Here is a 26,526-nt window from a genome sequence, read left to right on the forward strand (position 1 = left end):
GATATTCAGTTCGCCGCCCCGGCCAATACAACCGCGGTCGAATCTTGCCACGATTTAAGCTGCAAACTATCTAGATATTCGGCGATGTTCTTATGGGCGTATACTTGGTGCGATGGTGCGATGTTTCGGATAAGCCCTGAGTGATCCGGCCCCGGGTGGCCTGCCACAGACAACGGCCGCCCAGGCCGGCCGGCTTTGTTCCGGCGCCCGGGCAGGCTGCGCTTGGCGCAGGAGTTCCCGTCCGGTGTTGAAAAGACTTCGTGTCCCGCCGCAGGATGCAGGGCTGCTGGTCCCAAAGGCGGGCTGGTGCTCTCCTGCGGGGATTGACGGCTGGCAGCGGCGATGACAGCCAAATGGCTACAGGACTAGCCGACTAGGCGTAGACGAATTGCAGGCTCCGCTTTTCCTCCGTTCAGAGGCACAATGGCTGAACAATTGAGGCCGCTCGGCGGACGCGGTTGGTCGTGGAACGGAGACGGTCATGACGGAAATTCGTCCCTTATCGGAAGACCTGCCCAGAGCGGGCGCCGATCAAAACCCCGCCTTCAATGTGGCTGCGGGGCATCTGGCACTGGTGCCGACCTGGCTTCCCTTGGATGTCGCTTCCGGTCCGAGCTCCAATTCAGCCGGCAGCGGCGGTGACGGGATAAGCGAAGGTGTGATCAGCAGCAATGCACTGGCCGTCTTCATGCCGTCCAACGCCGCCATTGCGGGGCCTCATTCGGCTGCCGAGGCCGTTCAGGGCAACGACGCCTTCATCAACCAGCATCCCACCGAAATGGCTGGAATAGGCGGGAATGGCGGAAGCGGCAATGTTGCCATCGGCGGCGGTGACGCCAATCATGCCGGCAGCGGCGGCACCGGTCTCTTCTATGGTGGGCTCGTCAGCACCGAGGTCGCGCTGTTTGCCCCCGTCAATACCGCCGTGGCTGCCGGTCCCGGCGCGGTGGCGCACTCCGAGCAATCGAACAACGCGCTGTTCCTGCAGGGCGCAACCCAGATCGGCGGCATAGGCGGCTCGGGCGGAGATCACAACGTCGCGAGCCATGGCCCGTTGTTGAGCCCGGGAACGTCGCTCACATTCACCGGCGATAATTATGCCGGCCACGGTGGCGATGGATATTTCGTCGGCAGCATGGTCGATGTCAGTATCGCCATCTTCTCGCCGATCAACATCGCCATCGGCGCTGCAGGCGGCTCGGCCGAAGCCCATCAGACAAACAATGTGATTTTCGATCAGGGCACTGTGCAGATCGCCGGCGTCGGCGGCAACGGCGGTGGCTTCAATCTGTCGTCCGACACGATTTTTACCGGCAACCATGTCGGCGGCGGTGGCGGGATCGGATCGGCGACCGGCAACATGGTCGACCTCAATTTCGGCTATTTCCATCCCATCAACATCGCCGTTCCCGCCGGCGGCACGGCGGACGCCCAGCAGATCGACCATGTCCTCTATGATCAACACGCGCTGCAGCTGGCCGGCATCGCGGGCCACGGCGGAGAGGGTAACCTCACGGACGCCCATTCGGCTCTCGTCGACGACATACTGAGCTTCATGCACAGCTGATCTATCGGTAAGCTCCCAATTACACTGCCGGTCGTTTTTCCGGTGCCGGCATGACGCCGCGCTTACCGAGATGGCGAACATCCCGCTATGCCTCATCCTGCACCGTCGCCGATTTCGGCCGCGAGACCGCGAGATCTGCGCGGCATCTGGCGGCGCCGGCGCCGTGGGAGCCTGAGCGAACACGACCCAAACTGGTATTAAATGCACCGATAGGAGCGACACATTCGGTAATCATAACGGGTATGGCACCGATCTCGGGCTTTTGTTGCCTTTCGCGTTTGTCGTTTTGCTGTCGGGTCCGTGGCTGATTTGAATTGCGATATGGAAACAAAGCCGCGCCTGTCGGCAGCGCGTTCTATCCACCAGCGCCCTGCCAAATGGAGCTGTCGCAAATCTGTTGCCTTTTCAGAACCTTGAACGCTTTTTGACCCCGCTTGCCGTACGTGAATTGCGCGAAGGCCGGAAGCCCGCGACGGCAAGTTCAGCCAGCATATCGGCATGAAACGTGCTCTTGCCGGCACGATTACCTCTCGAAAAAATCTTATAGACTATAAGAATTATCGGGAGGGAACGGACTATTGGTATCGTTAATACACTCGCTTTTTATCATGACATGTAGTGAGAACGGGATTAATATCACTAGCTGTTGGGTTGCAAATATTCCGGGGAGCCCGCAATGTCCGCCAGTTCTGGACCCAGGCGCCGGGTGGGGCGCAATACACTAACCGTGATTGTCATTGGGAATTCTACCTTAGCGCGCACCACCGTGGTGAAACTTCTGGAGCGGGAACTCGCCGGGTGGAACTTTATCGATCTGGTCTCGACCGAGAGTCTCGATCGGGCACTTGGCGCCGAGGTGCGTTTGATTGCACTGGATCTGGCCGGCAGAGCGGTCGAGAGCGCCAGCCTGCGTGATGATCTGGCGGCGATTGCTGCACGTTTTCCCGATGCTCCTATCACGTTGCTCTCAGGGACCGACGACGCCATCATCGCCCGCCAGGCGCTGAAGATGGGCATCCGCGGCTTTTTCTCGACTTCGCTTGCCGTTGACATCGCCCTTGCCGGCCTTCGTCTCGTTCTGGCCGGAGGAACATTTTTCCCGCAGCTGCTGGGAGCGGTTACCAACCGCTCGAACGAGCCTAGTCCGGCCAGAAACGAGGCCGAACGAAGATTGGATGACAGGACGCAATATCTCGCGATTGCCGATTTCACGCCCCGGGAAGCGGATATCCTCGCAGAGTTGCAAAGCGGCTGTTCAAACAAGGTGATTGCAGGAAAGCTGAATTTGTCGGGGCATACGGTGAAGATGCATTTGCAGCATATCATGCGCAAGCTGCAGGCGCAGAACCGGACCGAAGTGGTTGCCCGCCTGATTCAAAGAGCCGCCGGCGGGCACGACGCTTCGCCGACCTAATTTTACTGCGTCGTAAAACACTTGCATTGACATGCGTTAGTTTGCCTGGCCGCCTGAACAAATCTTCAGGCGTTCGATCAGCCAGCGGCCAGCGGGTCCCGGCGGAGCGTCCGAGCGGTAGGCTGCCGACATCGGCAGCCTCAGCCCGCCAGCCGAAATATCCTCGACCGCCAGTTCGACCAGCCGTCCGGCCGCAATATCCGCCCTGACCGCGTGCTCGGGCATGCCGCCCCAACCCAGTCCATTGAGCAGGAACGTGTGCTTGGCGAAGAGGTCCGCTAGTCGCCATGTCTGAGGCGACATCACGCCGAACTCACGCCCTCTCGACAGTTCGGTTCGATCGGTCAGCACCAGTTGCACATGTTTTGCCAGTTCGGCTCTGGAGATCGTTCCTCCGATCGCCGCCAGCGGATGATCCGCCGCAGCAACGACCAGGAACGTCACGCCGGCAAGAGGTTCGGTGAGAATGCCGGCCGGCATGGCGGGCAAGGATCCGACGATGCCGAAACCGGCCCGTTGATCGAGAATGGGTTGAACGGTGCCGCCGAGCGCCTCCACGAACAGCCGCAACGGCACTTCGGGAAATTGCTGCCGGAAATCCTTGGCGGCCTCCGCAATGATATGAATGGGGAAAAACACGTCGATGGCGACCGAAAGCTCCGGCTCAAGGCCCGCGGCCATTCCTATCGCCTGCGATTTGAAGGAATCGACCTTTGCGACGACCTCGCGGGCGGTCGAAAGCAGCCTGCTGCCAGCTGCCGTCAGCCGCGGATAGCGGCCGCTGCGGTCAAAGAGGGTGACACCGAGCTGAATCTCCAGGCTGCGAACCAGCTCGCTGACCGCCGACTGGGCGCGTCCGAGCCTGCGCGCGGCTGCGGAAAAGCTGCCTTCGTCCGCAGCGCAGATGAATGTCCTGAGCTGATCGAGCGATAGACCGTCCAACAAGGTAAACCTCCACTAATATCGAAACGTCCGCCTATGCCACGGGAATATAGTGAAATATCGGATCATCCGATAGATTGGATCAGAAAATAACGGCTTTTCGGATAGCTTGGATCATGGCATCGAAGCGCCACTTGAGTTCGCTCCACGAAACCACAGAGCGGGCGGGCAACATAGGAAAGGTGCCAAATGCATTCGACATCGGCGTCATTGGCAGATCGGAACAAAACCGCAAAGATCATCTCCTGGAGCCTGCGCGGTCTCGCCGCGGCGGCCTTTCTCGCCGCCGGCAGCGCCAAGCTCGCGCGTGTCCCGATGATGGTCGCAATCTTCGACCAGATCGGCGCCGGCCAGTGGTTCCGCATCCTGACAGGGGCTGTGGAGATCACCGGCGCGATCGCCCTGCTGATTCCGGCGACGGCAGCCTTCGGTGCGTTGCTGCTTACGGTCACAATGGTCTTCGCGATTTTGACCCATCTCTTCGTCATCGGCGGCAGTCCGGTGCCGGCGATCATTCTGCTTCTGATCACCGGCAGCATAGCCTGGCTGCACCGCCGCGCCTTCGCAGCCATCCTTGACGCGATCCGCTGATCCCGGCGCCAACTGCTCCGGCGCCGCCATCGATACCGCTTTTCGAGGTTCCAATGTTTCGCTTGTCCATCGTCCTGCTTGTGTCCCTTTCCGCCGCCGGATGCCACACGACACAATTCGGCCAGTCACTCGGCTGGCCCGAACCGCAGCGCACCGGCAGTGCCTATTGAATCCGGACACGGATATCCGAACAACCTGACCTGGAAGGACTGAGCCATGGAAATCGGTATCGACAGTTTTGCGATGCTTGCGACCGACCCGAAAACGGGGCAGCCGCAGTCGGCGGCCGACCGCATGGAAAGGGTGCTCGCCGAGGTGGAACTGGCCGATGCCGTCGGCCTCGATGTCTTCGGCATGGGTGAGCATCACCGTGAGAACGCGCTCGATTCGGCTCCTGCAGTGATCCTGGCGGCGGCTGCGCGGACCAGGAGGATCAGGCTGACAAGCGCTGTTGCCGTCATCAGTGCGGCCGATCCGGTGCGCGTGTTCCAGGAGTTTGCCACCCTCGATCTCATCTCCCGCGGGCGGGCCGAACTGGTGGTCGGCCGCGGCTCCTTCATCGATGCCTATCCGCTCTTTGGCTACGACCTCAGGGACTATGACGCATTGTTCGTCGAAAAGCTCGATCTCCTGCTCAAGCTCAACGAGGCGCCGCATATCAAATGGCAGGGCCGCTTCCGCCCGCCGCTGAATGGCGAAGGCGTTTATCCGCGTCCGCATCAGGACCGGCTGCCCGTCTGGCTCGGCGTCGGCGGAACGCCCGAATCCTTCGCCCGCGCCGGCACACTCGGCCTGCCGCTGATGGTCGCCATCATCGGCGGCCATTTCGAACGTTTCCGGCCTCTCGTCGATCTCTATCGACACGCCTGGGCGGCAGCTGGCCATCCGCCGGCAGAAGAGAGGATCGGCATGCACGCGATGGGCTTCGTCGGCGATACGAATGAAGCCGCGAAGGACGCCTTCTTTCCGGGCTGGCAGCAGATGATGTCTCAGGCCGGCCGGGAACGGGGCTGGCTGCCGCCATCGCGCGCCCAGTTCGAGGCGATGTGCGGCCCTGGCGGCGCATTTCTGATCGGCAGCCCGCAGACTGTCGTCGCCAAGACACTGGAAGCGAGCGCGGCATTGGGGGGCGTTTCCCGGGTGACGTTCCAAATGAGCACCGCCGCGCTCGAAACCGAAGCCATGCGCCGCTCGATCGAACTGCTCGGCACCGAAGTCGCGCCGTCGGTGCGGCGCGCCTTTCTATAAGCGGCTGGCGCGGAACAATCACGATCCCGTCTGGTTTAAGTAGATCCGTATTCCTCGCGGAGGCGACGATGTGGGCAGTTCTGATCGGTGCCGCTCTGATAATCGGCGGCCTTCTTTTTCTTCTACGGCCGACGCTTCGTCGAAGACCGAGTGATCCACACCTGATGCCGGAAACCGGCGCGACGTTGGAACCGCGGCGCCAGGGCCTGAGGTTCCTCGGCTTATCGCGGAATTGGCCGGCGCTGGCGATCATCGCGGTCGGTGCGCTGCTTCTGGTTTTCGGCAGTTATCTGTGACGGGCGACGAGGCTTGGCCGCGCCGCGCGCTCCATTCCATTCAATCAAGAACCGAATTCACGCCGACGGCTTGAGAAGACCTGAAGCCAGAGCGGCGAAGGCTTCGACAGCTTTCGGCAGCACTTCCCTCGGTGCGTCGCTGGCGGCGATCCAGAGCGCGGCATTGAGCGCAGCGCCGCTCAGCAGCCGGGCGGCTGCTTCCGCATCGACCGGCTTGAGCACTCCTTGTGCGATCAGGCGCTCAACTGCCTGTCTGGTCGCCTGAAGACAGTTGCTCTGGCTCGGCCATTGGGACGGATCGCCCAACACTGCGGGTCCGTCGAGCAGCACGATGCGCTGGACCTCCGGGTCGAGCGCCATCTCGATATAGGCTGCACCTTCGGCAAGCAGGCCCTGCCAACCATCACCCGCACGGGCGCCGATCTCCTGGGCGCGCAAGGCCATTTCGGTGTCGATCTGGTCGACAACCGCGGCCAGCAGCCCGCGTTTGTCTCCGAAGTTGTGGTAAAGGGCGCCCCGCGTGAGGCCCACGTCGGCCGTCAGATCGTCCATCGAGGCGGCCGCATATCCTTTCTCGGCAAAGGCCTTTCGCGCGGCGGCGATCAGCTTCCGGCGATTTTCCTCCATTGTCTCGACACGGCGGTTGACCATCTCAACTCCAATTTCACATACACGACGTATATCAATTTGACATACGCCGCGTATACGGTTATTCAGATACGAACCGTATATCAGATGAGGCGGCAAGATGGGAAGCTCCTGTTGTATCGCGGCCTCAGCGGTGTCCAGTCAACAAACCGAAACGAGTTCGACAATGACCCAACGCGAAGCAATCTTTCCCGCAAACCGGCATGCTCTTTACGAGGAACACGGCTATTCCGCTGCCATCCGATCCGGTGACCTTCTCTTCGTCTCCGGCCAGGTCGGCAGCCGTTCCGACGGTACACCGGAGCCCGACTTCGAACGCCAGGTCGGGCTGGCGTTCGAAAACCTCAAGGCGACGTTGGAGGCCGCAGGCTGCACCTTTGAGGATCTGGTTGATCTGACGACGTTCCACACCGACCCCGAAAACCAGTTCGAAACCATCATGGCTGCCAAGCAGAAGATTTTCAGCAAGGCGCCTTATCCGAACTGGACTGCGGTCGGCGTCAACTGGCTCGCAGGCTTCGATTTCGAGATCAAGGTGATCGCCCGCATCCCTTCGAATGCATGATCCGCGATAATCCTGCGGCAGCCGGGCCGCTCGGTCTGCGTCGTAGACTGTGACGATGGACGCGTGAGATCCCACCTACCGAGCGAAAAGTTCGGGGATCATCCGGCGAGCGCGATCGCGTAGACCATTCGCGTCCTGCTCGCTGATAAAGCGGTAAGGCCAACGCAGTCTGGTGGTCACAGGACCCCAGTCGCCGATCGCCGCCAGCAATTTGTCGAGCGCGGCATTTGAATAGCCGTGCTCACGTCGAAACGGGACGATGTCACTGTCCATGAAGGCGCAGATGCGGCTTTCGATCTCCAGCGCGGCGTCGATGTCGGTGTGCATCAGCGCTGTCCAGGCTTGGGCGCCGCGGGGACTGAGACAGGCGACATTGGAAAACGCGCCGGCAGCAACGCCCCGTTTGATGCCGGTGGCGAGATGGTGGCCGGGAATGAACAGAGCAAATTCGCCGAGATAGACGCGTGCCTGAGCATACCAGGCGTCGTCGCCATCGGCGATCTTCATCCCGACCACCGACGGGCAGGGGCCGCACACGTCACTGAGCTCGGCTGGCCTCAGAACACGTTTGGCATGCGGGGGATTGTAAAGGATCAGCGGGATGCCGTCGGCGGCCTCCGACGCCCGTTGCAGGAAATCGATGGCTTCGAGATTGGTGAGCGGCCACCAGTCGGGCAGGATCACCTGGATTGCCAATGGCTTATGGGCAGTGGCGCGGCGCAGGCGATCGAGCATGATGATCGGATCGGGCTGGCAGGCGCCGATGATGAAGGCCATTCCGGCCGCCCGGCAGCGCGACGCCAACATTTCCTGAATTCGCTCGTATTCCGTTTCGGTCTGGTTATGAAATTCACCCGCCGTGCCATTCGAATAGATGCCGTCGACCTGGGCGGCGATCAGAATGTCGATTTCCTCGCCGAGCTTTTCAAAATCGATGCTGTTGTCCTCGGCGATCGGCAAGAGCAGGCTTGCCCAGTTGCCGGCGATCGGATGGCGGCGGCTTGTCATCGTCATCTCACCTCCTTCAGCCGAGGTCATCGCGGATGCACGCCTTGAAATGCCCCGGCGTCATTTCACGCAGCTCCGGCACGGTCTCGCCGCAGGCCGCTAGCGCCTTCGGACAGCGCGTGCGAAAGACGCAACCGCTCGGCGGATCGGCGGGGCTTGGAATATCGCCCTTGAGGATCTGACGGTTGCGCGGCGCCTCGGGATCGGGCGAGGGGATCGCCGAGAGCAGCGCTCGCGTGTAGGGATGCAGCGGCCTGGCATAAAGCACAGCACTTGGCGCGATTTCCATGATCCGGCCGAGATAGAGGACGATCACCCGGTCGCAGATATATTCGACCACGGCGAGATCGTGACTGATGAACAGCATGGTCAGGCCAAGGCGCTGCTGCAGGTCACGCAGAAGATTGATCACCTGCGCCTGGATCGAGACATCGAGTGCGGAGACCGGCTCGTCGGCGACGATGAATTCCGGCGCGAGCGTCAGCGCCCGGGCGATGCCGATCCGCTGCCGCTGGCCGCCCGAGAACTCGTGGGCGTAACGATTGACGGCGTCCGTGGGAAGATCGACCTGTTCGAGCGCCGCGCGGGCGCGTTCCAGTCTCTCTTTTGCCGTGCCGAGGCCCTGGATCTTCAGCCCCTCGGTCAGAATTTCGCCGATCGTCATGCGCGGTGAAAGGCTCGCGAACGGGTCCTGAAAAATATATTGCATCCGGGGCCGCAGGCGCCGCATTGCCGATGAGGACAGGCCGGTGAGTTCGGTGCCGTCGAAGCGGACGCTGCCGGCGGAGGGTTCGATGAGGCGCAGCACCGACCGCCCGATCGTCGTCTTGCCGCTGCCGGATTCGCCGACCAGCCCGACCACCTCGCCTTTGCCGATATCAAAGGAAATGCCCCGCAGAATGGTCAGCCTAGCGCCGCGGGACGTATAATCCTTTCCAAGGTCGCGGACGGAGAGAAGGGGCTCGCTCATTTAGATCTCCTGCCAGCGGATACAGCGGCTCTTGTGGCGCGGATTGACATCTGCGAGCGGCGGCACGGCCGCGCGGCAGGCGTCGACGGCAAATCGGCAGCGCGGCTGGAAAGCGCAGCCGGCCGGCATGTTCATCAGGCTCGGCACGACGCCCGGAATGGCCACCAGCCTTTCCCCCGCCTGCTTCATCCGGCTGGCGTCACCGAGTTTCGGCATCGAGGCGAGGAGGCCGATCGTATAGGGGTGCCGCGGATTGCGGAAAACCTCAGCCACCGGCCCGGTCTCGACGATCCGCCCGGCATACATGACAGCCACCCGATGCGCGATTTCGGCGACGACGCCGAGATTATGGGTGACGAAGAGCATGGCCATGCCGCGCTCGCGCTGCAGAGCCTGCAAGAGGGCGAGGATCTGCGCCTGGATGGTGACATCGAGCGCCGTCGTCGGCTCGTCGGCGATCAAGAGCGTCGGGTCGCAGGCGAGCGCCATGGCGATCGTGGCGCGCTGGCGCATGCCGCCGGATAATTCGTGCGGATATTGACCGGCACGGCGCCTGGCGTCGGGAATGCCGACACCGTCGAGAAGCGCGACGGCCGCATCCATGGCGGCTTTCCGGTTCGCCCCGCGATGAATGCGGATCGGCTCCGAGATCTGATCGCCGATGGTGTAGACCGGGTTGAGGCTCGACATCGGTTCCTGGAAGACCATGCCGATATCGTTGCCGCGAACAGCGCGCATGTCCTTTTCGGCGAGGTCGATGAGATTGCTGACGGTGCCATTCTTGCGCTTCAGATCAATGCGACCGGCGGCGATCGCACCGATATTGCGGGTCAGGAGCCGCATGACCGAAAGGCCGGTGACCGATTTGCCCGAGCCGGACTCGCCGACGAGCGCCAGCGTCTCGCCCGCCGCCACGCTGAGATCGATGCCGTCGACCGCCGTCACCGCGCCCGAGCGGATGCGGAAGACGGTCCGCAACCCCTTGATGTCGAGAATGGTGTCGGCGGTCTGTAGCATGGTGTCCATCAGGAAAGCAGGCCGGTGGCGCGCAGGATCTCGTCGATCCTTGCAGTCTCGGCCTCGTTGAGGGCCGCGCGCGGGCGCGGCATCAGCGCCGTATCGATGATGCCGAGGCTCTTCATCGCCGCCTTGAAGGCGCCGATACCGGCGGCACCGCCGCTGACACGTCCCGAGCCGACCCAGACGATTTCGAAGAGCCGGCAGAGCCGCTCCTGCTCCTTGCGGGCCGCGACCCAGTCGCCGCGCTGGGCGGCATTCCAGAGCCTGACGTAGCCATGCGGATCGACATTGGCGATGCCGGGCACCACGCCATGGGCGCCCATCTGAAGCGCCGTGTCGACGACGATCTCGGAACCGGTCATCAGGAAGACATCCTTGTTGTCGGCAAGATCGAGCAGCACGTAACGGAAATTGCCGTCGTCGCCGCTCGAATCCTTGATGCCGATGATGGTTCCCTCCTTCGCCAGCGTCACGCTGGTCTGGCGCTGCAGTTTCACATGCACGCAAACGGGAATGTCATAAGCGATCAGCGGCACGTCGACGGCATCGCGGATATAGCGGAAGTGATCGATTGTCTCGGCCTGGCTGGTGACCGTGTAGAACGGCGCCGTCACGACAACCGCGTCGGCGCCGGCCGATTTGGCGATCCGGGCATGGTTGATGACCCGGTCGGTGGTGGGATCGATGACCCCGACGATCAGCGGCACCCGGCCGTTGATGACCTTGGCCGAATGCTCGATGATCTCCCGCCGGGTCCTTTCATCGTGGAAGATCACCTCGCTGGTCGAGCCGAGCACGAACAGGCCATGGCAGCCGGCCTCGATCAGGTTTTCGAGCACCCGCGTGTAGGACGGGTAGTCCACGGTGTAATCTTTGTTCAGAGGGGTTATGACGGGAGGAACGACACCCTTGAATTTGCTCATTTTCGCTTTCTTTCGATCGTCAGTTTAATTCGGCGCGAGGGTCGAAGGCATCGCGAAGACCATCGCCAATGAAGTTGATTGCCAGGACGGCTAGCACCAGAAAGCCGCCGGGAAACAGCCACTGCCAGGGATATTGTTCGAGCACGGCGGTGGAGCGGGCGGCATTCAGCATGTTGCCCCAGCTTGCCGCCGGCGGCGCAATGCCGAGCCCGAGAAAAGAAAGGCCGGCCTCGAGCAGGATGGCATTGGCGATCTGCAGCGTCGCGAAGACGACCAGGATGTCGATCGAGTTCGGCAGGCCGTGGCGGAAGAGCAGGTGCGGCAGACCCGCCCCCATGCCTCTTGCCGCCATCACGAAGTCACGCTCGCGCAGTTCCAGCAGCCGCGCGCGCACCATGCGCGCCAGCAGCGGCCAGGAAAGTAGCGAAATGACGAAGACCGTCGGCCAGATGCCGGTGCCGGCGATCGAGGCGAGCACCAACAGGAAGATGACCGGCGGCAGCGTCATGACAAGATCGACAAAACGCATGGTGACCGCATCCGCAAAGCGGCCGGCAAGCGCCGAGACCGCCCCGACCAGGAAGCCGATGAGGGCGGAAATGACGGTCGAGGTGAGGGCCACCAAAAGCGAGATCCGGCCGCCGTCCATCACCCGGGCAAAGATGTCGCGGCCGACGCCGTCGGTGCCGAACCAGTGCCCCGATCCCGGCCGCGCATTCATCGCCAGCAGATCGATGTCGTTGGGTTTGAAGCTCCACCACAGCGGATAGGAAAGGATTGCCGCGATCACCAGCGCGATCATGCACAGGCCGGCAAAGGCCGCCCGGTTGAGCAGGAAGCGATGCAGGGAGCGCGCGATCGGGCCCGGACTGCGGGCGGGGCTTCGTGCCAGCATCACTCAGCCTACCTTGATGCGCGGATCGACCACCGCATAGGTGAGGTCGGTCAGGAGGTTGACGGCGATGACGCAGGCGCCGATCACCAGCGTCGAACCCATGATGACAGGATAGTCGCGGCCTTCCACCGCATCGACCATCAGCAGGCCCATGCCGGGCCAGTTGAAGACGCTTTCGATGAAGATCGCGCCGCCGATCGCAAGGCCGATGGTCGAGCCGATCAGCGTGATGACGGGCAGCAGCGCATTGCGCAGGGCATGCTTGGTGATGACCCAGAATTCGAAGACGCCCTTGGCGCGCGCCGTGCGCACATAGTCCTGGTTCAACACCTCGAGCATGGACGCGCGCATATAGCGCATGATCAGCGACGTCTGCGCCACGGCCAGCAGGGTCGCCGGCAGGATGAGGTGGTGTAGGAGGTCGGAGAGGGAAAACTCCCGGCCGGGCGTCAGCATGCCGCCGGAGGGCATCCAGCGGAAATAGACCGAAAACAGATAGAGGCCGACCAGCGCGCTTAAGAAGGGCGGGCTGGAAATGCCGGTGACCGCCAAGACTGACAAGGACAGGTCGGCGAGGGAGTTGCGGCGAACCGCGCTGACGATGCCGGTCGCGATGCCGGCGATGATCGCGATCGCGATCGCCGATCCCATCAGCAGAACCGTCGGGCCGACCCGCGACAGCACGAGGCCGAGCACTGGCTGATCGGGCCGCTTGATCGAATAGCCGAGATTTCCCGTCAGCGCCTGCTGCAGCCAGGCGACATATTGCACCGGCAGCGGCCGGTCGAGGCCGAGTGTGACGCGCAGTTCCGCAAGATCCGATGCTGACATCGGCACATTGGGGTCGATATAGGCGTCGATCGGATCGCCGGGGGTAAGGCGCAGCATGATGAAGATCAGGATGCTCAAGGCAAAGAGCATGCCCACTCCGATCAGCAGCCGCCGGAGACTGTATCTCAGCATGAAAATCCGTTCCTGTGCGGCGGCGGACAGGTTCGCCGATCTGGCCGCCCTTGGCTTTCTCAGGATGCGTGGCGCCCTATTCGGAGACCGCCCATTTTTCCGGATGCGCCTGGTAAGGGCCGCCGCCGGGGGCGGGCGTCCAGATGAAGTCCTTGAGCTTGGTGGAGGCGACGCCATACCGTTTCGCCACCCAAAGCGGACCCCAGGGCAATTCCTTGTTCATCACCGTGCAGACCTCCTGGTAGCGGCCGTCGCGCTTGGCGGCATCCGTCTCGCTCAGCGCCGCGTCGAGCGCGGCGGTCAGCATCGGCATGCGCACGCGGGCGACGTTCGGGCCGGCCGGCGGGATCTGCTTCTCGTTGAGGCCGACATTGATGCTGCCCGGATCCGGGCCGTTCTGCAGGCCGGCATAAACCATCTGAAACTGCGCGATGTCTGGCGTCGGGTTGAGCACGATGCTGTTATAGGTCGGCGTGTCGACGGCGCGGGGCGTGACGTTGATGCCGACCTGAGCCAGCATTGCCTGAACCGCGGCCATGACATTGGCGGCAAGCGGCGTCGAGTAATAGGTTAGAAGAGTTATCGGCTTGTCGCCGTTGATCTGATCCCAGCCCGCTTCCTTCAGCAACTGCCTGGCCTTTTCCGGATCGTAGGAATAGGTCTCGATGCCCGCCGGCACCACCCGGTCGGCGATATAGGCGCAGTTTGCCGGTTTGGCGGCACCGCCGTAAAGGCTCTGGATGATCGCGTCGCGATTGATCGCATACATCACCGCCTGGCGGACCCGGATATCCTTCCAGATCGGCGAGTCGTGGTTGAAGCCGAGATAGTTGACGACGAAGGAGTTGCCCTCGATGACGCGGAAATCCTTATTGTCGTTGAAGGCCTTCAGATCGTTGGAATCGACATAGGTAAATTGGATTTCGCCGGCGCGCAGTGCGGCGATCGCCGCAGCCGGATTGGCGAAATAGCGGTTGATGATCTTTTCCAAGGCCGGTTTGCCGCCGCGGTAGTCGGTGTTGGCGGCAAGTTCTACATATTGATCGGTGACATATTTGCTGAACTTGAACGGCCCGGTGCCGATCGGTGCGGTCGACCACCAGCTGTTCTTGGCGAGCTGGTCTGCGGGGATCTGCGAAAGCGCGTGCTCCGGCAGCATCATCACCTTCGTCAGAGTATCCATCAGGCTGGCCGACGGCGCCGACAGTTTGATGATCAGCGTCTTGTCGTCCTTGGCCTCGGCCGAGGAAACGGCGTTCAGGCGCGCCGCGAGAACTGAGCCGGTTTTGGCGTTCTTGGCAAGCTCGAGGGTGAACTTCGCGTCCTTTGCGGTGAAGGGCTTGCCGTCATGCCATTTCGCGTCGGCAAGCTTGAACGTGTAGGTCGTCTGGTCGGGGCTGACCTCATAGGACGAGGCGAGCTGGCCGACGACCTTTTCGAGCTTCTCGTCATAGGTCACCAGCGGTTCGAAGTAGACGCTGAGCCAGGTGAAGCCGCCCGTCGCGGCGAGCGGGTTGAAATTGCCCTGGAAACCGCCGGGTCCGACATCGAAGCCGCCCGAGAGCGTCGCTGCCCGCGCCGGGGCTGTGAATGCCGGAATGGCGGTTGTCGCCATCATCGCAGCAAGCGCGATGGCGGATGATAATCTCAACAGTCCTTTCATTGTGCTCCTCCCACATTGGCACTTTTCTTATTGGCGGCGATCACCCGGGAAATGCCGTGGTAGTGGCGGTCCAGGCGCTTCTGCGCTTCCGCGACGTCTCTTGCCTCGACGGCATCGACGATCGCCGCGTGATCCCTCCAGGTCGCGACGGGATCGACATTGTCGAGGTTGACGAAATCGGACGCCTTGTAGAAGGCGAGCCAGAACACATCGATCAGCCGGGCAAGGGTCTCGTTGTTCTGGCAGCGGAACAGCAGGGTATGAAAAAGCTGGTCTTCGTCAGCGAAGGATTGACCACGCTCGGCATGGACCCGCATGCGGTCCACGGTGGCGCGCAGCTCGGCGATATCGTCGCCGCCGATCATCTCGACCGTCTTGCCGATCAGGCCGACCTCCAGGGTCCGGCGGATTTCGATCACTTCCTCGATCTGGCGCAGGGCGCCGCCAAGGCCATAGGCGAGATTGTCGAGCAGCGGTTCGAATGAGAAAGCCTTGACGAAGATGCCGATGCCGCGACGCGATTCCAGCACCCCCACGGATTCCAATGCCTTGATGCCTTCGCGCAGAGAATTGCGGCTGACGCCGAGCTGGTTCGCCAGGTCGGATTCGGCCGGAAGCGGCGTGCCGGGCTTCAATCCATTGTCGCTGATATAGGCGCGCAGGCTTTCCTGCACGGAGACGTGGAGAAGAGGCGCGCGGGCGAGGGGCTTCATGGATTTCAGCGACATGCCATTCCCATTGGTCTGCAATGATGAAGATGCCTAAGACATATCCACTTGTAGGATATCCGTCAAATGGATTTGTTTCTGGTGCGGGAGATCGGCGCCTGGCTGACGTTGTGGCAGAGAAAGGGGATGCGTTTCGGCCAAGGCCCAGCCCGTGCTTCGGTCTGGACCGAGCGAGCGGAATCTATGATGGGCGAAAGCCGGAGAAGCGCCCGGCGAGAGGTCTGGTCAATCGGGTTGCGGAGAGGAGGTCGTTTCCCCTTCCGCAAGCTCGCAGTCGAGCAGAATGGGATGGCCGACGCCGGGCGTCGGTTGCTTGTTCAAGAGAACTGCGACGGCCGCTGCGGCAATCCTCTGAATCGGCTGCTTGACAGTGGTCAGCCGCGGCGTCGTCATGCTCGACAGCGGAATGCCGTCGAAGCCGACGATGGAAAGGGCTGCGGGGATCGGGATTCCCAGATCATGGGCCGCTCTCATGCAGCCGATCGCCTGCTGGTCCGAGCTTGCAAAGATGGCGGTCGGGCGTTCGCTGCGCGCGCGCGCCAGCAGATAGTTTCCGGCTGATCGGCCGCTTTCATAATCGAAAGCCGCCTCGGCGATCAGTTGCGAGGCCTGAATTTGCCCGTCGTCGTCGGATTGGCCCATCGCATCAAGGTAGCCCTTGAGGCGATCATTGGCCGGCACGGAATGCCTGGGGCCTGAAATGAAACCGATGCGGCGATGGCCGAGCTTAAGAAGATGTTCGACCCCGAGGCGCACGCCGCTGCGGTGATCGGAGGCGATGCCGGAATATCCCGGCATCAGGCGGTCGACGACGACGATCGGCAGAGCCTTCGGCAGCTTGAGCGTATGGAAATCATTGCTGGGAACGAGAATGATGCCGTCCACCTTCCGGCTTGTCAGCTGTCCGATGCGGTCGGCCTCCTTGGCCGCATCGTCAAACGACGTCATGACGATGATGTTGTAGCCATGACTTGCCGCCGCCTGTTCGGCGGACTGCACGAGTTCGGAGAAGAACGGATTGGTCAGATCCGGAATGACGATGCCGATCAGGCGGCTGACCTTGCTGCGCATGCTTCGCGCCGACGGGTCGGGCATGTAGCCGAGCTCGTCGATGATGCGTCTGACGCGTGCCCTCAGCTCATCCGTCACCGAAGGGTGGTCGTTCAAGACCCGTGAGACAGTCCCGGTGGAAACGCCGGCAAGCTTGGCAACGTCTCGAATTCCGACCTTTGGCATAATGGAAGAACATGTCCCTTCATCTTCACTTCGGGACCCCCGAGGGCACCCGATCGAGCCTTCAGCTAATGGTCTCCATCGCCTTCGTCAAACGTGATGACATCTCCCATAGCATGGGGATGGGCCGCATTCAATGGAAACGGTTCATCGTCGCCACTTGCCGAGAGCAGGGATTAATCCCATTTTCCCCACTTACCCCCGCTTTCCAGCGCCTTGACAATCCATCGACGCATTGTTACCCAAGTGTCGTTGGAAACGGTTCATCTGCGAAGGCACTCAGGTGAGGATAGGCCCGGAACCGTTCGGAGGAGAGAAATGTCCCATTCTACAAAGCGTGATTCCGTCCTGATGAATGCGCCGCGCCGTGCGGCATTGAAGCTCGGACTTGCCGGCACCCTGGTGCTCGCCCTGTCCTGCGGCGTGTCGCCCGCTTTTGCGGCCGGCAAGCCCAAGGTCGGCCTGATCATGAAGTCTCTGTCCAATGAGTTCTTCAAGCAAATGAAAGCCGGCGCCGATAAATATGCGGCTGAGAACAAGGACAAGTTCGATTTCAAGGCCGTCGGCATGAAGGACGAGCGCGATTTCGCCGCCCAGGTCGATGCCGTCGAAAACTTCGTAACGCAGAAATACGACATCATCGTCGTTGCCCCGGCCGATTCCAAGGCGATGGCAACGCCGCTGGCCAAGGCCGTGAAGGCCGGCGTCAAGGTCATCAACATCGACGTGCCGCTCGACGCCGATGCCAAGAAGGCAGCCGGTATCGATCTGGCCTTCTTCGGCCCGGACAATCAGGAAGGCGCCAAGCTCGCCGGCGACGCGCTGGCCAAGGATCTGGGTCCGGGCGCGAAGGTTGTCATCCTCGAGGGCAATCCCGAGGCCGACAATGCCAAGGAGCGCAAGGAAGGCTTCATGGATTCCGTCAAGTCGGGCAAGCTCGAGCTTCTCGACAGCAAGACCGCCCATTGGGAGACGGAAGAAGCCAACACCGTCATGACCAATTTCCTGACGAAGTATAAGGATATTCAGGGCGTGATGGCCGCCAACGACTCGATGGCGCTTGGCGTCGTCAAGGCGCTCGATGCAACCGGCCAGGCCGGCAAGATCAAGGTTGTCGGCTTCGACAACATCCCGCCGGTGCAGCCGCTGATCAAGGATGGTAAGATGCTTGCCACCGTCGAACAGTATGGCGCGCAAATGGCGGTCATGGGCATCGACTACGGTATGCGTGAACTCGCCGGCGAGAAATTCACCGGCTGGGTCAAGACCGACATCAAGCTCGTCACCGCCGGCGACCTCAAATAATCGGGTTGCCGATTTAAGGCCACAGGAAGCGCCGGCTGCCAAGCCGGCGCTGACCGCTGCCAGCCGATTTGCGTCTTGTGCGGAGGGTGGCCATCTCGAATTTCAACGGATCATGCACGAGGTGGACGTGTCAGAGGCAGCAGACGACTACATCTTGAAGCTGGATGGGATCGGCAAGCGTTTCCCGGGCGTCGTGGCGCTCAGAAATGTTTCCATGCGGATCGGCCGTGGCAAGGGCCACGTTCTCCTCGGCGAGAATGGCGCAGGCAAGTCGACCTTGATCAACCTGCTGGGCGGCGTCTTCAAGCCGGATGACGGGCACATTTCTTTTGACGGCAAGCCTTATCATCCGGGCTCGCCGCTGGAAGCCTTCCAGGCGGGCATTCGCGTCATCCACCAGGAACTCCATCCCCTTTCCAATCTCACTGTCGCCGAAAACCTGCTTTTCGAGCATCTTCCGCGCCGATACGGCCTGGTGGACTACCGGAAAATGAACAGCCGCGCGGCTGAACTGCTGGCGGAAGTCGGCCTCGATGTGGCGCCGACGACGCTTGCCAGCCGCCTCAGCGTCGCGCAGCTGCAACTGCTCGAGATCGCCAAAGCGCTCTGCTATGAAAGCAAGCTGCTCGTCCTCGACGAGCCGACGGCAACCCTGACCTCCAAGGAGGTCGACCGGCTGTTCGAGATCCTGAAGCGGCTGAAGGCGCGCGGCGTCACGACGCTTTATATCTCCCATCGGCTCGAGGAGATTTTCGAAGTCGGAGATGACGTCACTGTGCTGCGCGACGGTCAGCATGTCATCACGCGCCCTCTGTCCGGATTGGCGATCCCCGATATCGTCGAGCTGATGGTCGGACGAACGCTTTCGGATCATGGCGTCTTTCGCAGCGACACCGCCGTGTTCGCCGAAGCGCTTGGCGTCTCCGGCCTGAAGGTGACACGCAACAGCCCGGAATTGTCGTTTTCCGTCGCCAAGGGCGAAATCGTCGGCATTGCCGGCCTTGTCGGCAGCGGTCGCACGGAAGCGGTGCGCGCCATATTCGGCGCCGACGCCAAAGCCGGCGGCGAAATCCGCGTCGACGGCGCGCTGGTTGCGATCAATTCACCCAAAGACGCGGTTGCCGCCGGCCTGTGCCTGGCGACGGAAGACCGCAAGCTGCAGGGCCTGATGCTCGACATGAGCTGCGCGGAAAACGCCACGGTGACGGATTTCCGCAAGATCTCCCGCAAGGGACTGATCAGCCGAAAGGCGGAGAACGACCACGCCCAGCGTCTCGTGCGCGAGCTGCGCATCAAAACCCCGTCGATCCATCAGATGGTCAGAACGTTTTCGGGCGGCAACCAGCAAAAGGTCGTGATCGCCAAATGGCTGTTCCGCGGTCCCAAGGTGCTGATATTCGATGAGCCGACCCGCGGGATCGACGTCGGTGCCAAGGCGGAAATCTACGAGCTTCTGTGGAAATTTGCCGCCGAAGGAAAGGGCGTTCTGGTCGTATCCTCGGACCTGCCGGAGCTCATCGGCATCTGCCATCGCATCATCGTCCTGTCGGACGGCAAGATCGCCGGCGAAATCGCGCGGGATCAATTCGAAGAGAGCAGGATCCTCTCACTCGCTTACAAGGAGTACAGTCGTGTCCGGCAACATTGAAACCAAGATCGAAGCCAAAGAGACAGGCTTCTGGGACAAGCTCATCCGGATCTCGATGAAGGAGGCAGGCGTTGCCATCGCCCTCGTCCTGATCGTCATATTCTTCTCGGCGACGGCGCCCTATTTCGCCACGCCGGAGAATTTCCTGAAGATCTTCGTGCAGATCGCCATCAACACGGTCCTCGCCTCGGGCATGACCTTCGTCATCCTGGTCGGCGGCATCGACCTTTCGGTCGGCTCGCTGCTGGCCCTTTGCACCGTCATCGGCGCGACGATCATGATCGACCCGAGGCTCTCCCCTTGGGCTGCGATCGTGCTGGCGTCGCTCGCCTCGATGGGCACCGGCGCGATCCTTGGCGCCATTAACGGCTGGGTCTGCGAAAAGTGGAAGCTTCCGTCCTTCATCGTTACGCTCGGCATGCTGAATGTGGCAAGCGGCCTGGCCCGCGTCGTCAGCGATAACTCCACCATCACCGGCCTGCCGCAGCCCTTCGTCGACTTCGGCAACCTGATCTTCTGGGGCATCTTCCCGTCGATCTTCCTGATTGCCATCGTCGTCGTCCTCGTCGGTTGGTTCGTGCTGCGTTATACGGTCTTCGGCCGCTTCGTCTTCGCGATCGGCACCAATGAAGAGGCTGTGCGGCTGTCGGGACACGAGCCGAAGCGCTACAAGATCGCAGTGTTCACGATCTCGGGCCTGACCGCCGGCATTGCAGCCATGGTCTATCTGCTCCGCCTCAACGTCGGCAGCCCGGTTGCCGGCATCGGCTATGAATTGAATGCGATCGCCGCGGTCATCATCGGCGGAACCAGCCTCTCGGGCGGCAAGGGTTCGATCGTCGGAACGCTGGTCGGCGCCTGCATTCTGCAGGTGCTGTCGACGGGGCTGCAGCTGTTGGGCGCTGACGACAACATCAAGCCGATCGTCATCGGTGCCGTCATCGTGCTTGCGGTTATCCTCGATAGCTATCGCGGCCGGTTGATGCGGATCCTCGAGACCCGGTGACCGGTTGCAAGGCGGCCTGCAAAGTGAAGCAGGCCGTCAAACTCCTGCCACATGCCGTGCTTTAATTCGGCGCGACTGCGTATTCCCTGAATCGCAATTGATTTAAGGGATAAGCCATGCAGCAGCTCAATGCGTTACCGCATCGCTTTCGCCTCTGAGAAGAGGGGCGGTGCTGAGGTAACCGCGCCGATGGAGATCCGATGCCCGCAATCCTGCGCAAGAAAGCTCATGGCGTCTCCACGCGGGCGCAGGTCATCGATGGTGCGGAGGATGTCGGCCTCGCCTATCAGGTGTTTTCCGATACGGTGGTCGAAGACGTCGTCGTCAAGAACTCGCCGCGCGGCTTCAAATTTCACAATGGCAAGAACCTCGTCGTCAGGCGCTGCGAGACGGAGAATGTCCGGGGCGACGGCATCTATCTGACGAAGACGTCGAACGTGCTTCTGGAAAACAACCGGATGGGAGAGGCACCGGGCGAGGGCGCGGATTGCTGTCAGTTCGCCTATCAAAACAGCGACGACAATATCAGTTCGGACGTGGTGATCCGCGGCAATCTCTTCCTCCAGTCGCCGACGAGCACGTCGAACAAGGGCGCGCTGGTCTGCGACAAAACCCTGAGATACCGGGTCGAGTACAATTTCATCGGCGGCAAGAATTTCTCCTTTTCGTCGATCGGCGACGATGCCGTGGTGCGCAGCAACATCATGCGCGACGGCCGGATGAACGACTATTCCTTCGGCTACGGCATAGGCGACAAGGCCGATCATGCCGGCCATCACCTCTATGACAACTGGATCGAGAACAATAATCGCGGCATCAGCCTGAGCGGCTTTTCCGACCAGGAGCGGGCTTTCCGCAAGGACATCGATATCCACGACAACGTCATCAGCGAGTGCGACGTCGCCTTCTTCGCCAATCGTCCATGGTCGGGGAGCTTCCGGCGCAACATATTCATGCGATGCCGACAGGACATCCTTCTGAAAGGAACGGGCGAAGCCACCGCCGGGCAGGTCGACGGCAATTATCACAATGACGGCAGCTTTCTGAATGTCGCGCCGCCGCCGCTTCGCTACAATGGCGATGGAAAAGCCTCCGTCGCCTCGGGGGAATGGACCTCCGAACCCGATGAAATCGTCATCCAGTGGCGGGACAAGGGCGTCGACATACCGGGCGCCAACCGGCCTTCCATCGCCGTCGAGCCCGGCATGGAATTGTCCTGCGTGCTGCTTGCCCGCAAGGGCCGCAATTGGATGCTGGCGATCGCCGAGACAGCCTATGACGAATTCACCCCGCGCGCATGGCAGGAAAAAAAGCTGCCCTGGCAGAAGCGGTATCTCTCGACCTGACGGCGCCGCGCGCAGCCGCCGATCACCCTGGGAACCAAAGGCCCGGCCTTGCCGTTGACTGCCATGTCCAACCGTGTCGGGAGAGGACAGCCATGGCACGCCAGACATTCTGGAAGGGTTATCTCAAGCTCTCGCTCGTCACCGCCTCCGTCTCGCTGACGCCGGCGACGACCGAAAGCAACAAGCTACGTTTCCACGTCCTCAATCGCCAGACCAAGAACCGCCTCGAAAGCCGCTATGTCGACAGCGTCACCCACAAGCCGGTGGCCGATAGCGACCAGGTGAAGGGTTATCCGCGCGCCGAGGACGACTATGTTCTTCTCGAAGACGAAGAGATCGAGGAAGTCGGGCTGGAAAGTACCCGCACCATCGATATCGATAGTTTCGTGCCACGCGGCTCGATCGACTGGATCTGGTATGACAAGCCGCATTTCCTGGCGCCTGAGGATAAGGTCGGCGTGGAAGCCTTCTGCGTCATCCGCGAGGCGATGAAGGCAAATGATGTCGTCGGTATTGCCCGTCTGGTTCTCTATCGCCGCGAGCGCGCCGTGCTGCTGGAGCCGCAAGGCAAGGGCATCATTCTCTGGACGCTGCATTATGGCGACGAGGTGCGCGAACCCTTGGCCGAGATCGACGACAAGGCAAAGGTCGACAGCAAGCTTTTAGCGCTGATGAAGCGGCTGGTGAAGGAAGAAACCAAGGATTGGAGCCCGACCATGGTGCAGGACCCGATCCAGAAACGTCTGAAGTCGATGATCCGCGGCAAACAGAAGAGCTTGAAGCAGGCCGCGCCTGCGAAGAAACCGCTTCCGGTGAAATCGACCGGGAACGTCATCAACATCATGGACGCGCTGAAGAAGAGTCTGGCGGAAGGCGGCCGCAAGCCGCGATAATCCTATCTTTTCTTCTTTTCCAACGGTTTCGCCGCCGCGAAAAATCCATCCCAGGGATCTCCGGGCAAGGCGTCGAGCCGCGTCGGCGTATTGTCGACAGTGAAATAGGCCGGCCCGATGTCGGCGGTCAGTTCGCTCCATTCCAGCGGCATGGAAACCGCCGCACCCGGCCTTGCGCGTGTGGAATAGGCTGCAACCGCCGTGTTGCCGCGGCCATTGCGCAGATAATCGATGAAGATCCGCCCTTTGCGCTTGGCCTTCGTCGCCGTAGCGAGATAACGGTCGGGATCATCGGCCGACATGCTGTCGGCCAGCCCTTTGGCGAAAGCCTTCACCTCCACCCAGCTGGCTTTCGGCGCGAGCGGCGTCACCACATGCAGCCCCTTGCCGCCTGACGTCTTGACGAAGGCGGCGAGGCCTTCGTCTTCCAGCCGCGCCTTCAATTCGTAAGCGGCGGCTATCACATCTTCCCACGCCACCGCCTCGCCGGGATCGAGGTCCATGGTGATCATGTCGGGCTTTTCCCAATTGTCGGTCGTCGTGCCCCATGGGTGGATTTCAAGCACGGCCGATTGCACCAGCGCCACGACCCCGTCGAAATCGGTTATCCGCAGCAGCTTCTCTCCCTGCTTGTCCTTCGGATCGATGATTTCCTCGATATGAGGGTTCATGCCTTTCCAGGCGTGCTTTTGAAAAAACCGCTGACGACCGTTGATTCCATCCGGCAGACGCAAGAGCGCCAAAGGGCGGTTGACGACGTAGGGCGCCATGAAGCGCCAGACCTGCGCATAATAATTCGCCAGCCCCTCCTTGGTAACGCCCTCGCCCGGCCAGTAGATGCGGTCGGGGTGGGTGAGCGTCACAGCGGCTTTCGGCAGGGGGCGGGCTGCGGTCTGTTCGGTCTCGCGCGTCACCTCTTTGGCGAGCTTGTCCTCGCGCAGTCCGCGGAAGGCTGCATGGCGCAGATTGCCGTCGGCCGACCAGGCGCGGAACTCGACTTCGCCGACCAGCTGCGGCTTGACATAGATCAGCCCACGCCTCTCCTCGGCGGTGAGCTTGTCGTCGAAGGAGTTCTCGTTCTGCGTCATCCGCGACAGCTTCTCATAAAGCATCTGCGCGGTTGCCACCGTATACCCGGTGCCGACCCGCCCGACATGCTTGAGCTCGCCATCTCGGTAATAGCCCATCGCCAACGAGCCGATCGCATTCTTCATCGATGTCGATGGCACGTAGCCGCCGATGACGAATTCCTGCCGGTGCGAGCACTTCGATTTGATCCAATCGCCCTTGCGTCCCGAGGTGTATTTGCTGTCGCGCAGCTTGGAGATCACGCCTTCGAGGCTGAGCCGGCAGGCATGATCGAGCACCAGGCCGCCGCGTTCGTTGAAATGCGCGCTGTAACGCAGCTTGTCATTATCGGCGGGCAGCAGGCTTTCCAGCAGATGCTTGCGATCGATGAGCCTGGCGTCAAGCAGGTTGTGGCCGTCGAGATGGAGGAGATCGAAAGCATAGAAGACGAAGCGGTCGTTGCGGCCCTCGCTCAGATCGCGCTGGAGCGCTGAGAAATCTGAGGCGCCGCTATCGCTCTCGACGACAATTTCGCCATCGATCACCGCCGACTGCACCGGCAGGGCGGCAAAGGCGTCGAGCACGTCCTTGCCGAATTTTGATGTCCAGTTGAGACCGCTGCGGGTCAACATACGGACCTTGCCGTCCTCCATCCTGACCTGCAGCCGATAGCCGTCGAACTTGATCTCATGGATCCAGCGATCGCCCGCCGGCGGCTTCGGTTTCAGCTTGGCAAGCACCGGTTCGATGAAGTCGGGCATTGCGCCCTTGCGCGCGCCTTTAGGCCATTGGCGTTCGCCGAATCCCGACGGCTTCGCCTTTTGTGCCGGCGTCTTGGCGGCAACCGCCTTGCCGTTTCCGGATCTGGACTTCCAGGTCGCATCGGGATTTTCCGCCACCTCTTCGAGCTGCCGGCCTGTCTTGGCCGATTCCGGCCGTTCCTCGAGAATATTTCCGTCATGGCGCGCCTCGGCATCATCCCCCTTGATCAGCAGCCAGTTCTCGCGCGCCTCGCCGGGCCGGCCGTGCATGCGCACGAGGTGCCAGCTTCCCTTCAGCTTCTCGCCGTCGAGCTCGAATTCCAGATGACCTTTCCGGTAGGCCTTGTCAGCGTCGCCGACCGGCGTCCAGGTGCCGCGGTCCCAGACGATGACGGTGCCGCCGCCATACTGCCCTTGCGGGATGATGCCTTCGAAATCGCCATAGGACAGCGGGTGGTCTTCGACATGCACGGCCAGGCGCTTGTCCTCAGGGTTGAGGCTCGGCCCCTTCGTCACCGCCCAGCTCTTCAGCACCCCATCCATCTCGAGCCGGAAGTCATAATGCAGCCTTGTCGCATCATGCTTCTGGATGACGAAACTGTTGCCGGTGCTGCGGCCCTTCTGCCCGCGCGGCTCCGGGGTGAGTTTGAAATTGCGCTTCGCCTGATAGGTCTCGAGGGCCATCTCAGCCTGCCTTCTTCTTTTGGCTGTCGCTACGCGCCGGCGCCTTCTTCGTTGCCGGCCTCTTCTTCGCCGCACTCTTGCCGCTCAGTTTCGCGCTCTGGCGCAGCGCTTCCATCAGATCGACCACCTTGCGCTCCGGCGCCGGTTTCTTCTTCGGCGGTGCCCGGCCCTCGATCTTTGCCTTCACCAATTCGACGACAGCGGCTTCGTAACGGTCTTCGTATTCACTCGGATCGAAGCTACCGTGTTTGGTTTCGATGATATGCCCGGCGAGCTCGAGCATTTCCTTGTCGAATTTGATATCGGGAATGTCCTTGAAGACGGTGTCGGCCGAGCGCACTTCATAATCGAAGTTCAGCATGGTCGCGATGATGTGAGTGTCATGCGGCCGGATCAGCAGCGTTCGGTTGCGCCGGAAAAGCACAGCTTCGGCCAGCGCCGCCACCTTGGCGTCGCGCATGCCCCGGATGATCAGCGACAGCGCCTCTTCATCATGCTCATCGACGGGTGCGAGATAATAGGGACGGTCGAAATAGAGCTTGTCGATATCGTCATGGGCGATGAAAGCCTTGACATCGAGCACCTTGTCGCTCTCCGGCATGATCCCGGCAATCTCGTCGCCTTCGATGACGATGTAATCGCCGTTCTCCATCTGATAGCCCTTGACCTGGTCGTCGCGCTCCACCGGCTTGCCGGTCTCGCTGTCGACGAATTGCCGTTCGACGCGATGGCCGGTTTTGCGGTTGATGATGTTGAAGGAAACGCGGTCGGAGGAGGAAATCGCGGTATAGAGCCCGACGGCGCAAGCAAGGTCGCCTACCTTCAGATGACCTTTCCAGCTTGCCCGCGCGGCCATTCCATCCTCCGTGCCAAATCAGAGCCGACTGCTGCTTTTGTCGGTTTCGAGCTCCTGGAATGCCCAGCCGCCATCGGGTGAGGGGTAGGCGAGCAGCGCGTCGCCATCGCCAATCTTCTGGCGCGACGCGGCGTCCTTGGCGCGGACGATCGCTTCATCAGCCGTCGCATAGGTTTCCGACAGAGTGTCGCCGAGCTTGTAGGCCCAGCCATTGTCATGCGGGACGACCTGATAGGTGATATCGGCCATTTCGGATCTCCTCTTCTTCGAACGCCTTTTTGCGCA

The 26,526-nt window shown here is 61.6% G+C and carries 25 protein-coding genes; 11 read left to right on the top strand and 14 right to left on the bottom strand.

The features are described 5' to 3' along the window. The first annotated feature begins 481 nt into the window (after positions 1-481). Entirely contained in the window at positions 482-1,567 is a 1,086-nt protein-coding gene (locus AMC88_RS03165; protein ID WP_064824804.1) for a hypothetical protein, read from the top strand. A 676-nt stretch (positions 1,568-2,243) separates the two neighbouring features. Next, a complete protein-coding gene (locus AMC88_RS03170; protein WP_064824805.1) occupies positions 2,244-2,981 on the top strand; it encodes a response regulator transcription factor in 738 nt (245 codons plus the stop codon). Positions 2,982-3,017: 36 nt separating this feature from the next. Here AMC88_RS03170 and AMC88_RS03175 read toward each other — a convergent pair whose 3' ends face one another. Further along, positions 3,018-3,926 carry a LysR family transcriptional regulator gene (locus tag AMC88_RS03175; protein WP_064824806.1) on the bottom strand — a complete coding sequence of 303 codons (909 nt, stop codon included), beginning with the start codon at positions 3,924-3,926 and terminating at the stop codon, positions 3,018-3,020. A 186-nt stretch (positions 3,927-4,112) separates the two neighbouring features. On the opposite strand from AMC88_RS03175, the gene AMC88_RS03180 reads away from it, so the two are divergent. The 3 genes from AMC88_RS03180 (at position 4,113) to AMC88_RS33960 (ending at position 6,058) form a co-directional block, all read left to right on the top strand. Then, positions 4,113-4,514 (top strand): DoxX family protein, encoded by a 402-nt coding sequence (locus AMC88_RS03180; RefSeq protein ID WP_064824807.1) that lies wholly within the window; start codon positions 4,113-4,115, stop codon positions 4,512-4,514. A gap of 216 nt (positions 4,515-4,730) precedes the next feature. Further along, the gene (locus tag AMC88_RS03185; RefSeq protein ID WP_064824808.1) at positions 4,731-5,762 is read left to right on the top strand and encodes an Atu2307/SP_0267 family LLM class monooxygenase; all 1,032 of its coding nucleotides are present in this window, start codon (positions 4,731-4,733) and stop codon (positions 5,760-5,762) included. A 68-nt stretch (positions 5,763-5,830) separates the two neighbouring features. Continuing rightward, a complete protein-coding gene (locus AMC88_RS33960) occupies positions 5,831-6,058 on the top strand; it encodes a hypothetical protein (RefSeq protein ID WP_004674562.1) in 228 nt (75 codons plus the stop codon). A gap of 57 nt (positions 6,059-6,115) precedes the next feature. Here AMC88_RS33960 and AMC88_RS03195 read toward each other — a convergent pair whose 3' ends face one another. Further along, a complete protein-coding gene (locus AMC88_RS03195; protein ID WP_064824809.1) occupies positions 6,116-6,709 on the bottom strand; it encodes a TetR/AcrR family transcriptional regulator in 594 nt (197 codons plus the stop codon). A gap of 163 nt (positions 6,710-6,872) precedes the next feature. On the opposite strand from AMC88_RS03195, the gene AMC88_RS03200 reads away from it, so the two are divergent. Continuing rightward, the gene (locus AMC88_RS03200; RefSeq protein ID WP_064824810.1) at positions 6,873-7,271 is read left to right on the top strand and encodes a RidA family protein; all 399 of its coding nucleotides are present in this window, start codon (positions 6,873-6,875) and stop codon (positions 7,269-7,271) included. Between the two features lie 75 nt (positions 7,272-7,346). On the opposite strand, the gene AMC88_RS03205 is transcribed toward AMC88_RS03200, so the two are convergent. From AMC88_RS03205 to AMC88_RS03245, 9 genes are all read right to left on the bottom strand, one after another. Further along, on the bottom strand, positions 7,347-8,285 hold the full coding sequence (locus tag AMC88_RS03205; RefSeq protein WP_064824811.1) for a dihydrodipicolinate synthase family protein: 939 nt from the start codon (positions 8,283-8,285) through the stop codon (positions 7,347-7,349). Positions 8,286-8,295: 10 nt separating this feature from the next. Further along, positions 8,296-9,249, bottom strand: coding sequence for an ABC transporter ATP-binding protein (locus AMC88_RS03210; RefSeq protein ID WP_064824812.1), 954 nt, complete (start codon positions 9,247-9,249; stop codon positions 8,296-8,298). Further along, a complete protein-coding gene (locus AMC88_RS03215) occupies positions 9,250-10,266 on the bottom strand; it encodes an ABC transporter ATP-binding protein (RefSeq protein WP_064825800.1) in 1,017 nt (338 codons plus the stop codon). It lies immediately after the preceding gene. An 8-nt stretch (positions 10,267-10,274) separates the two neighbouring features. After that, complete coding sequence (locus AMC88_RS03220; RefSeq protein ID WP_064824813.1) at positions 10,275-11,192, bottom strand: dihydrodipicolinate synthase family protein; 918 nt, start codon at positions 11,190-11,192, stop codon at positions 10,275-10,277. A gap of 19 nt (positions 11,193-11,211) precedes the next feature. After that, positions 11,212-12,087: an ABC transporter permease gene (locus tag AMC88_RS03225; RefSeq protein ID WP_064824814.1), complete on the bottom strand. Its 876-nt coding sequence runs from the start codon at positions 12,085-12,087 to the stop codon at positions 11,212-11,214. Between the two features lie 3 nt (positions 12,088-12,090). Beyond that, positions 12,091-13,050, bottom strand: a complete 960-nt coding sequence (locus tag AMC88_RS03230) for an ABC transporter permease (protein ID WP_064824815.1) — start codon at positions 13,048-13,050, stop codon at positions 12,091-12,093. 76 nt (positions 13,051-13,126) lie between these two features. Further along, entirely contained in the window at positions 13,127-14,713 is a 1,587-nt protein-coding gene (locus AMC88_RS03235; protein ID WP_064824816.1) for an ABC transporter substrate-binding protein, read from the bottom strand. Beyond that, the gene (locus tag AMC88_RS03240; RefSeq protein ID WP_064824817.1) at positions 14,710-15,441 is read right to left on the bottom strand and encodes a FadR/GntR family transcriptional regulator; all 732 of its coding nucleotides are present in this window, start codon (positions 15,439-15,441) and stop codon (positions 14,710-14,712) included. Before AMC88_RS03240 ends, AMC88_RS03235 begins: the two co-directional genes overlap by 4 nt. A 225-nt stretch (positions 15,442-15,666) precedes the next feature. After that, a complete protein-coding gene (locus tag AMC88_RS03245) occupies positions 15,667-16,677 on the bottom strand; it encodes a LacI family DNA-binding transcriptional regulator (protein ID WP_064824818.1) in 1,011 nt (336 codons plus the stop codon). 315 nt (positions 16,678-16,992) lie between these two features. On the opposite strand from AMC88_RS03245, the gene AMC88_RS03250 reads away from it, so the two are divergent. From AMC88_RS03250 to ku (AMC88_RS03270), 5 genes are all read left to right on the top strand, one after another. Then, the gene (locus AMC88_RS03250) at positions 16,993-17,979 is read left to right on the top strand and encodes a sugar ABC transporter substrate-binding protein (protein WP_012482641.1); all 987 of its coding nucleotides are present in this window, start codon (positions 16,993-16,995) and stop codon (positions 17,977-17,979) included. 112 nt (positions 17,980-18,091) lie between these two features. Continuing rightward, entirely contained in the window at positions 18,092-19,627 is a 1,536-nt protein-coding gene (locus AMC88_RS03255) for a sugar ABC transporter ATP-binding protein (protein ID WP_064824819.1), read from the top strand. Further along, positions 19,611-20,633 (top strand): ABC transporter permease, encoded by a 1,023-nt coding sequence (locus AMC88_RS03260; protein WP_016734809.1) that lies wholly within the window; start codon positions 19,611-19,613, stop codon positions 20,631-20,633. Before AMC88_RS03255 ends, AMC88_RS03260 begins: the two co-directional genes overlap by 17 nt. A gap of 200 nt (positions 20,634-20,833) precedes the next feature. After that, entirely contained in the window at positions 20,834-21,979 is a 1,146-nt protein-coding gene (locus AMC88_RS03265) for a right-handed parallel beta-helix repeat-containing protein (protein ID WP_064824820.1), read from the top strand. Between the two features lie 92 nt (positions 21,980-22,071). After that, positions 22,072-22,872 (top strand): non-homologous end joining protein Ku, encoded by an 801-nt coding sequence (gene ku, locus AMC88_RS03270; protein ID WP_064824821.1) that lies wholly within the window; start codon positions 22,072-22,074, stop codon positions 22,870-22,872. Between the two features lie 2 nt (positions 22,873-22,874). Here the strand turns inward: ku (AMC88_RS03270) and ligD are convergent, their stop codons facing one another. From ligD to AMC88_RS03285, 3 genes are read right to left on the bottom strand one after another with little or no spacing between them, the layout of a single operon-like run. Next, the gene (gene ligD, locus AMC88_RS03275) at positions 22,875-25,385 is read right to left on the bottom strand and encodes a DNA ligase D (RefSeq protein ID WP_064824822.1); all 2,511 of its coding nucleotides are present in this window, start codon (positions 25,383-25,385) and stop codon (positions 22,875-22,877) included. 1 nt (position 25,386) lies between these two features. After that, complete coding sequence (gene ku / locus AMC88_RS03280) at positions 25,387-26,241, bottom strand: non-homologous end joining protein Ku (RefSeq protein WP_064824823.1); 855 nt, start codon at positions 26,239-26,241, stop codon at positions 25,387-25,389. Between the two features lie 18 nt (positions 26,242-26,259). Next, positions 26,260-26,490 carry a DUF2188 domain-containing protein gene (locus tag AMC88_RS03285; protein ID WP_010025636.1) on the bottom strand — a complete coding sequence of 77 codons (231 nt, stop codon included), beginning with the start codon at positions 26,488-26,490 and terminating at the stop codon, positions 26,260-26,262. Positions 26,491-26,526: the final 36 nt, after the last annotated feature.

The organism is Rhizobium phaseoli (assembly GCF_001664385.1).
Taxonomy (GTDB): domain Bacteria; phylum Pseudomonadota; class Alphaproteobacteria; order Rhizobiales; family Rhizobiaceae; genus Rhizobium; species Rhizobium phaseoli.

What these genes read in the sequence shown, in the direction of transcription:
- AMC88_RS03240 (WP_064824817.1), bottom strand. Translation starts at nt 15,441, where the DNA reads ATGTCGCTGAAATCCATGAAGCCCCTCGCCCGCGCGCCTCTTCTCCAC.
- AMC88_RS03165 (WP_064824804.1), top strand. Translation starts at nt 482, where the DNA reads ATGACGGAAATTCGTCCCTTATCGGAAGACCTGCCCAGAGCGGGCGCC.
- AMC88_RS03170 (WP_064824805.1), top strand. Translation starts at nt 2,244, where the DNA reads ATGTCCGCCAGTTCTGGACCCAGGCGCCGGGTGGGGCGCAATACACTA.
- AMC88_RS03195 (WP_064824809.1), bottom strand. Translation starts at nt 6,709, where the DNA reads ATGGTCAACCGCCGTGTCGAGACAATGGAGGAAAATCGCCGGAAGCTG.
- ku (WP_064824823.1), bottom strand. Translation starts at nt 26,241, where the DNA reads ATGGCCGCGCGGGCAAGCTGGAAAGGTCATCTGAAGGTAGGCGACCTT.
- AMC88_RS03250 (WP_012482641.1), top strand. Translation starts at nt 16,993, where the DNA reads ATGTCCCATTCTACAAAGCGTGATTCCGTCCTGATGAATGCGCCGCGC.
- AMC88_RS03200 (WP_064824810.1), top strand. Translation starts at nt 6,873, where the DNA reads ATGACCCAACGCGAAGCAATCTTTCCCGCAAACCGGCATGCTCTTTAC.
- ku (WP_064824821.1), top strand. Translation starts at nt 22,072, where the DNA reads ATGGCACGCCAGACATTCTGGAAGGGTTATCTCAAGCTCTCGCTCGTC.
- AMC88_RS03285 (WP_010025636.1), bottom strand. Translation starts at nt 26,490, where the DNA reads ATGGCCGATATCACCTATCAGGTCGTCCCGCATGACAATGGCTGGGCC.
- AMC88_RS03215 (WP_064825800.1), bottom strand. Translation starts at nt 10,266, where the DNA reads ATGCTACAGACCGCCGACACCATTCTCGACATCAAGGGGTTGCGGACC.
- AMC88_RS03235 (WP_064824816.1), bottom strand. Translation starts at nt 14,713, where the DNA reads ATGAAAGGACTGTTGAGATTATCATCCGCCATCGCGCTTGCTGCGATG.
- AMC88_RS03185 (WP_064824808.1), top strand. Translation starts at nt 4,731, where the DNA reads ATGGAAATCGGTATCGACAGTTTTGCGATGCTTGCGACCGACCCGAAA.
- AMC88_RS03265 (WP_064824820.1), top strand. Translation starts at nt 20,834, where the DNA reads ATGCCCGCAATCCTGCGCAAGAAAGCTCATGGCGTCTCCACGCGGGCG.
- AMC88_RS03210 (WP_064824812.1), bottom strand. Translation starts at nt 9,249, where the DNA reads ATGAGCGAGCCCCTTCTCTCCGTCCGCGACCTTGGAAAGGATTATACG.
- ligD (WP_064824822.1), bottom strand. Translation starts at nt 25,385, where the DNA reads ATGGCCCTCGAGACCTATCAGGCGAAGCGCAATTTCAAACTCACCCCG.
- AMC88_RS03180 (WP_064824807.1), top strand. Translation starts at nt 4,113, where the DNA reads ATGCATTCGACATCGGCGTCATTGGCAGATCGGAACAAAACCGCAAAG.
- AMC88_RS33960 (WP_004674562.1), top strand. Translation starts at nt 5,831, where the DNA reads ATGTGGGCAGTTCTGATCGGTGCCGCTCTGATAATCGGCGGCCTTCTT.
- AMC88_RS03225 (WP_064824814.1), bottom strand. Translation starts at nt 12,087, where the DNA reads ATGCTGGCACGAAGCCCCGCCCGCAGTCCGGGCCCGATCGCGCGCTCC.
- AMC88_RS03255 (WP_064824819.1), top strand. Translation starts at nt 18,092, where the DNA reads ATGCACGAGGTGGACGTGTCAGAGGCAGCAGACGACTACATCTTGAAG.
- AMC88_RS03220 (WP_064824813.1), bottom strand. Translation starts at nt 11,192, where the DNA reads ATGAGCAAATTCAAGGGTGTCGTTCCTCCCGTCATAACCCCTCTGAAC.
- AMC88_RS03230 (WP_064824815.1), bottom strand. Translation starts at nt 13,050, where the DNA reads ATGCTGAGATACAGTCTCCGGCGGCTGCTGATCGGAGTGGGCATGCTC.
- AMC88_RS03245 (WP_064824818.1), bottom strand. Translation starts at nt 16,677, where the DNA reads ATGCCAAAGGTCGGAATTCGAGACGTTGCCAAGCTTGCCGGCGTTTCC.
- AMC88_RS03205 (WP_064824811.1), bottom strand. Translation starts at nt 8,285, where the DNA reads ATGACGATGACAAGCCGCCGCCATCCGATCGCCGGCAACTGGGCAAGC.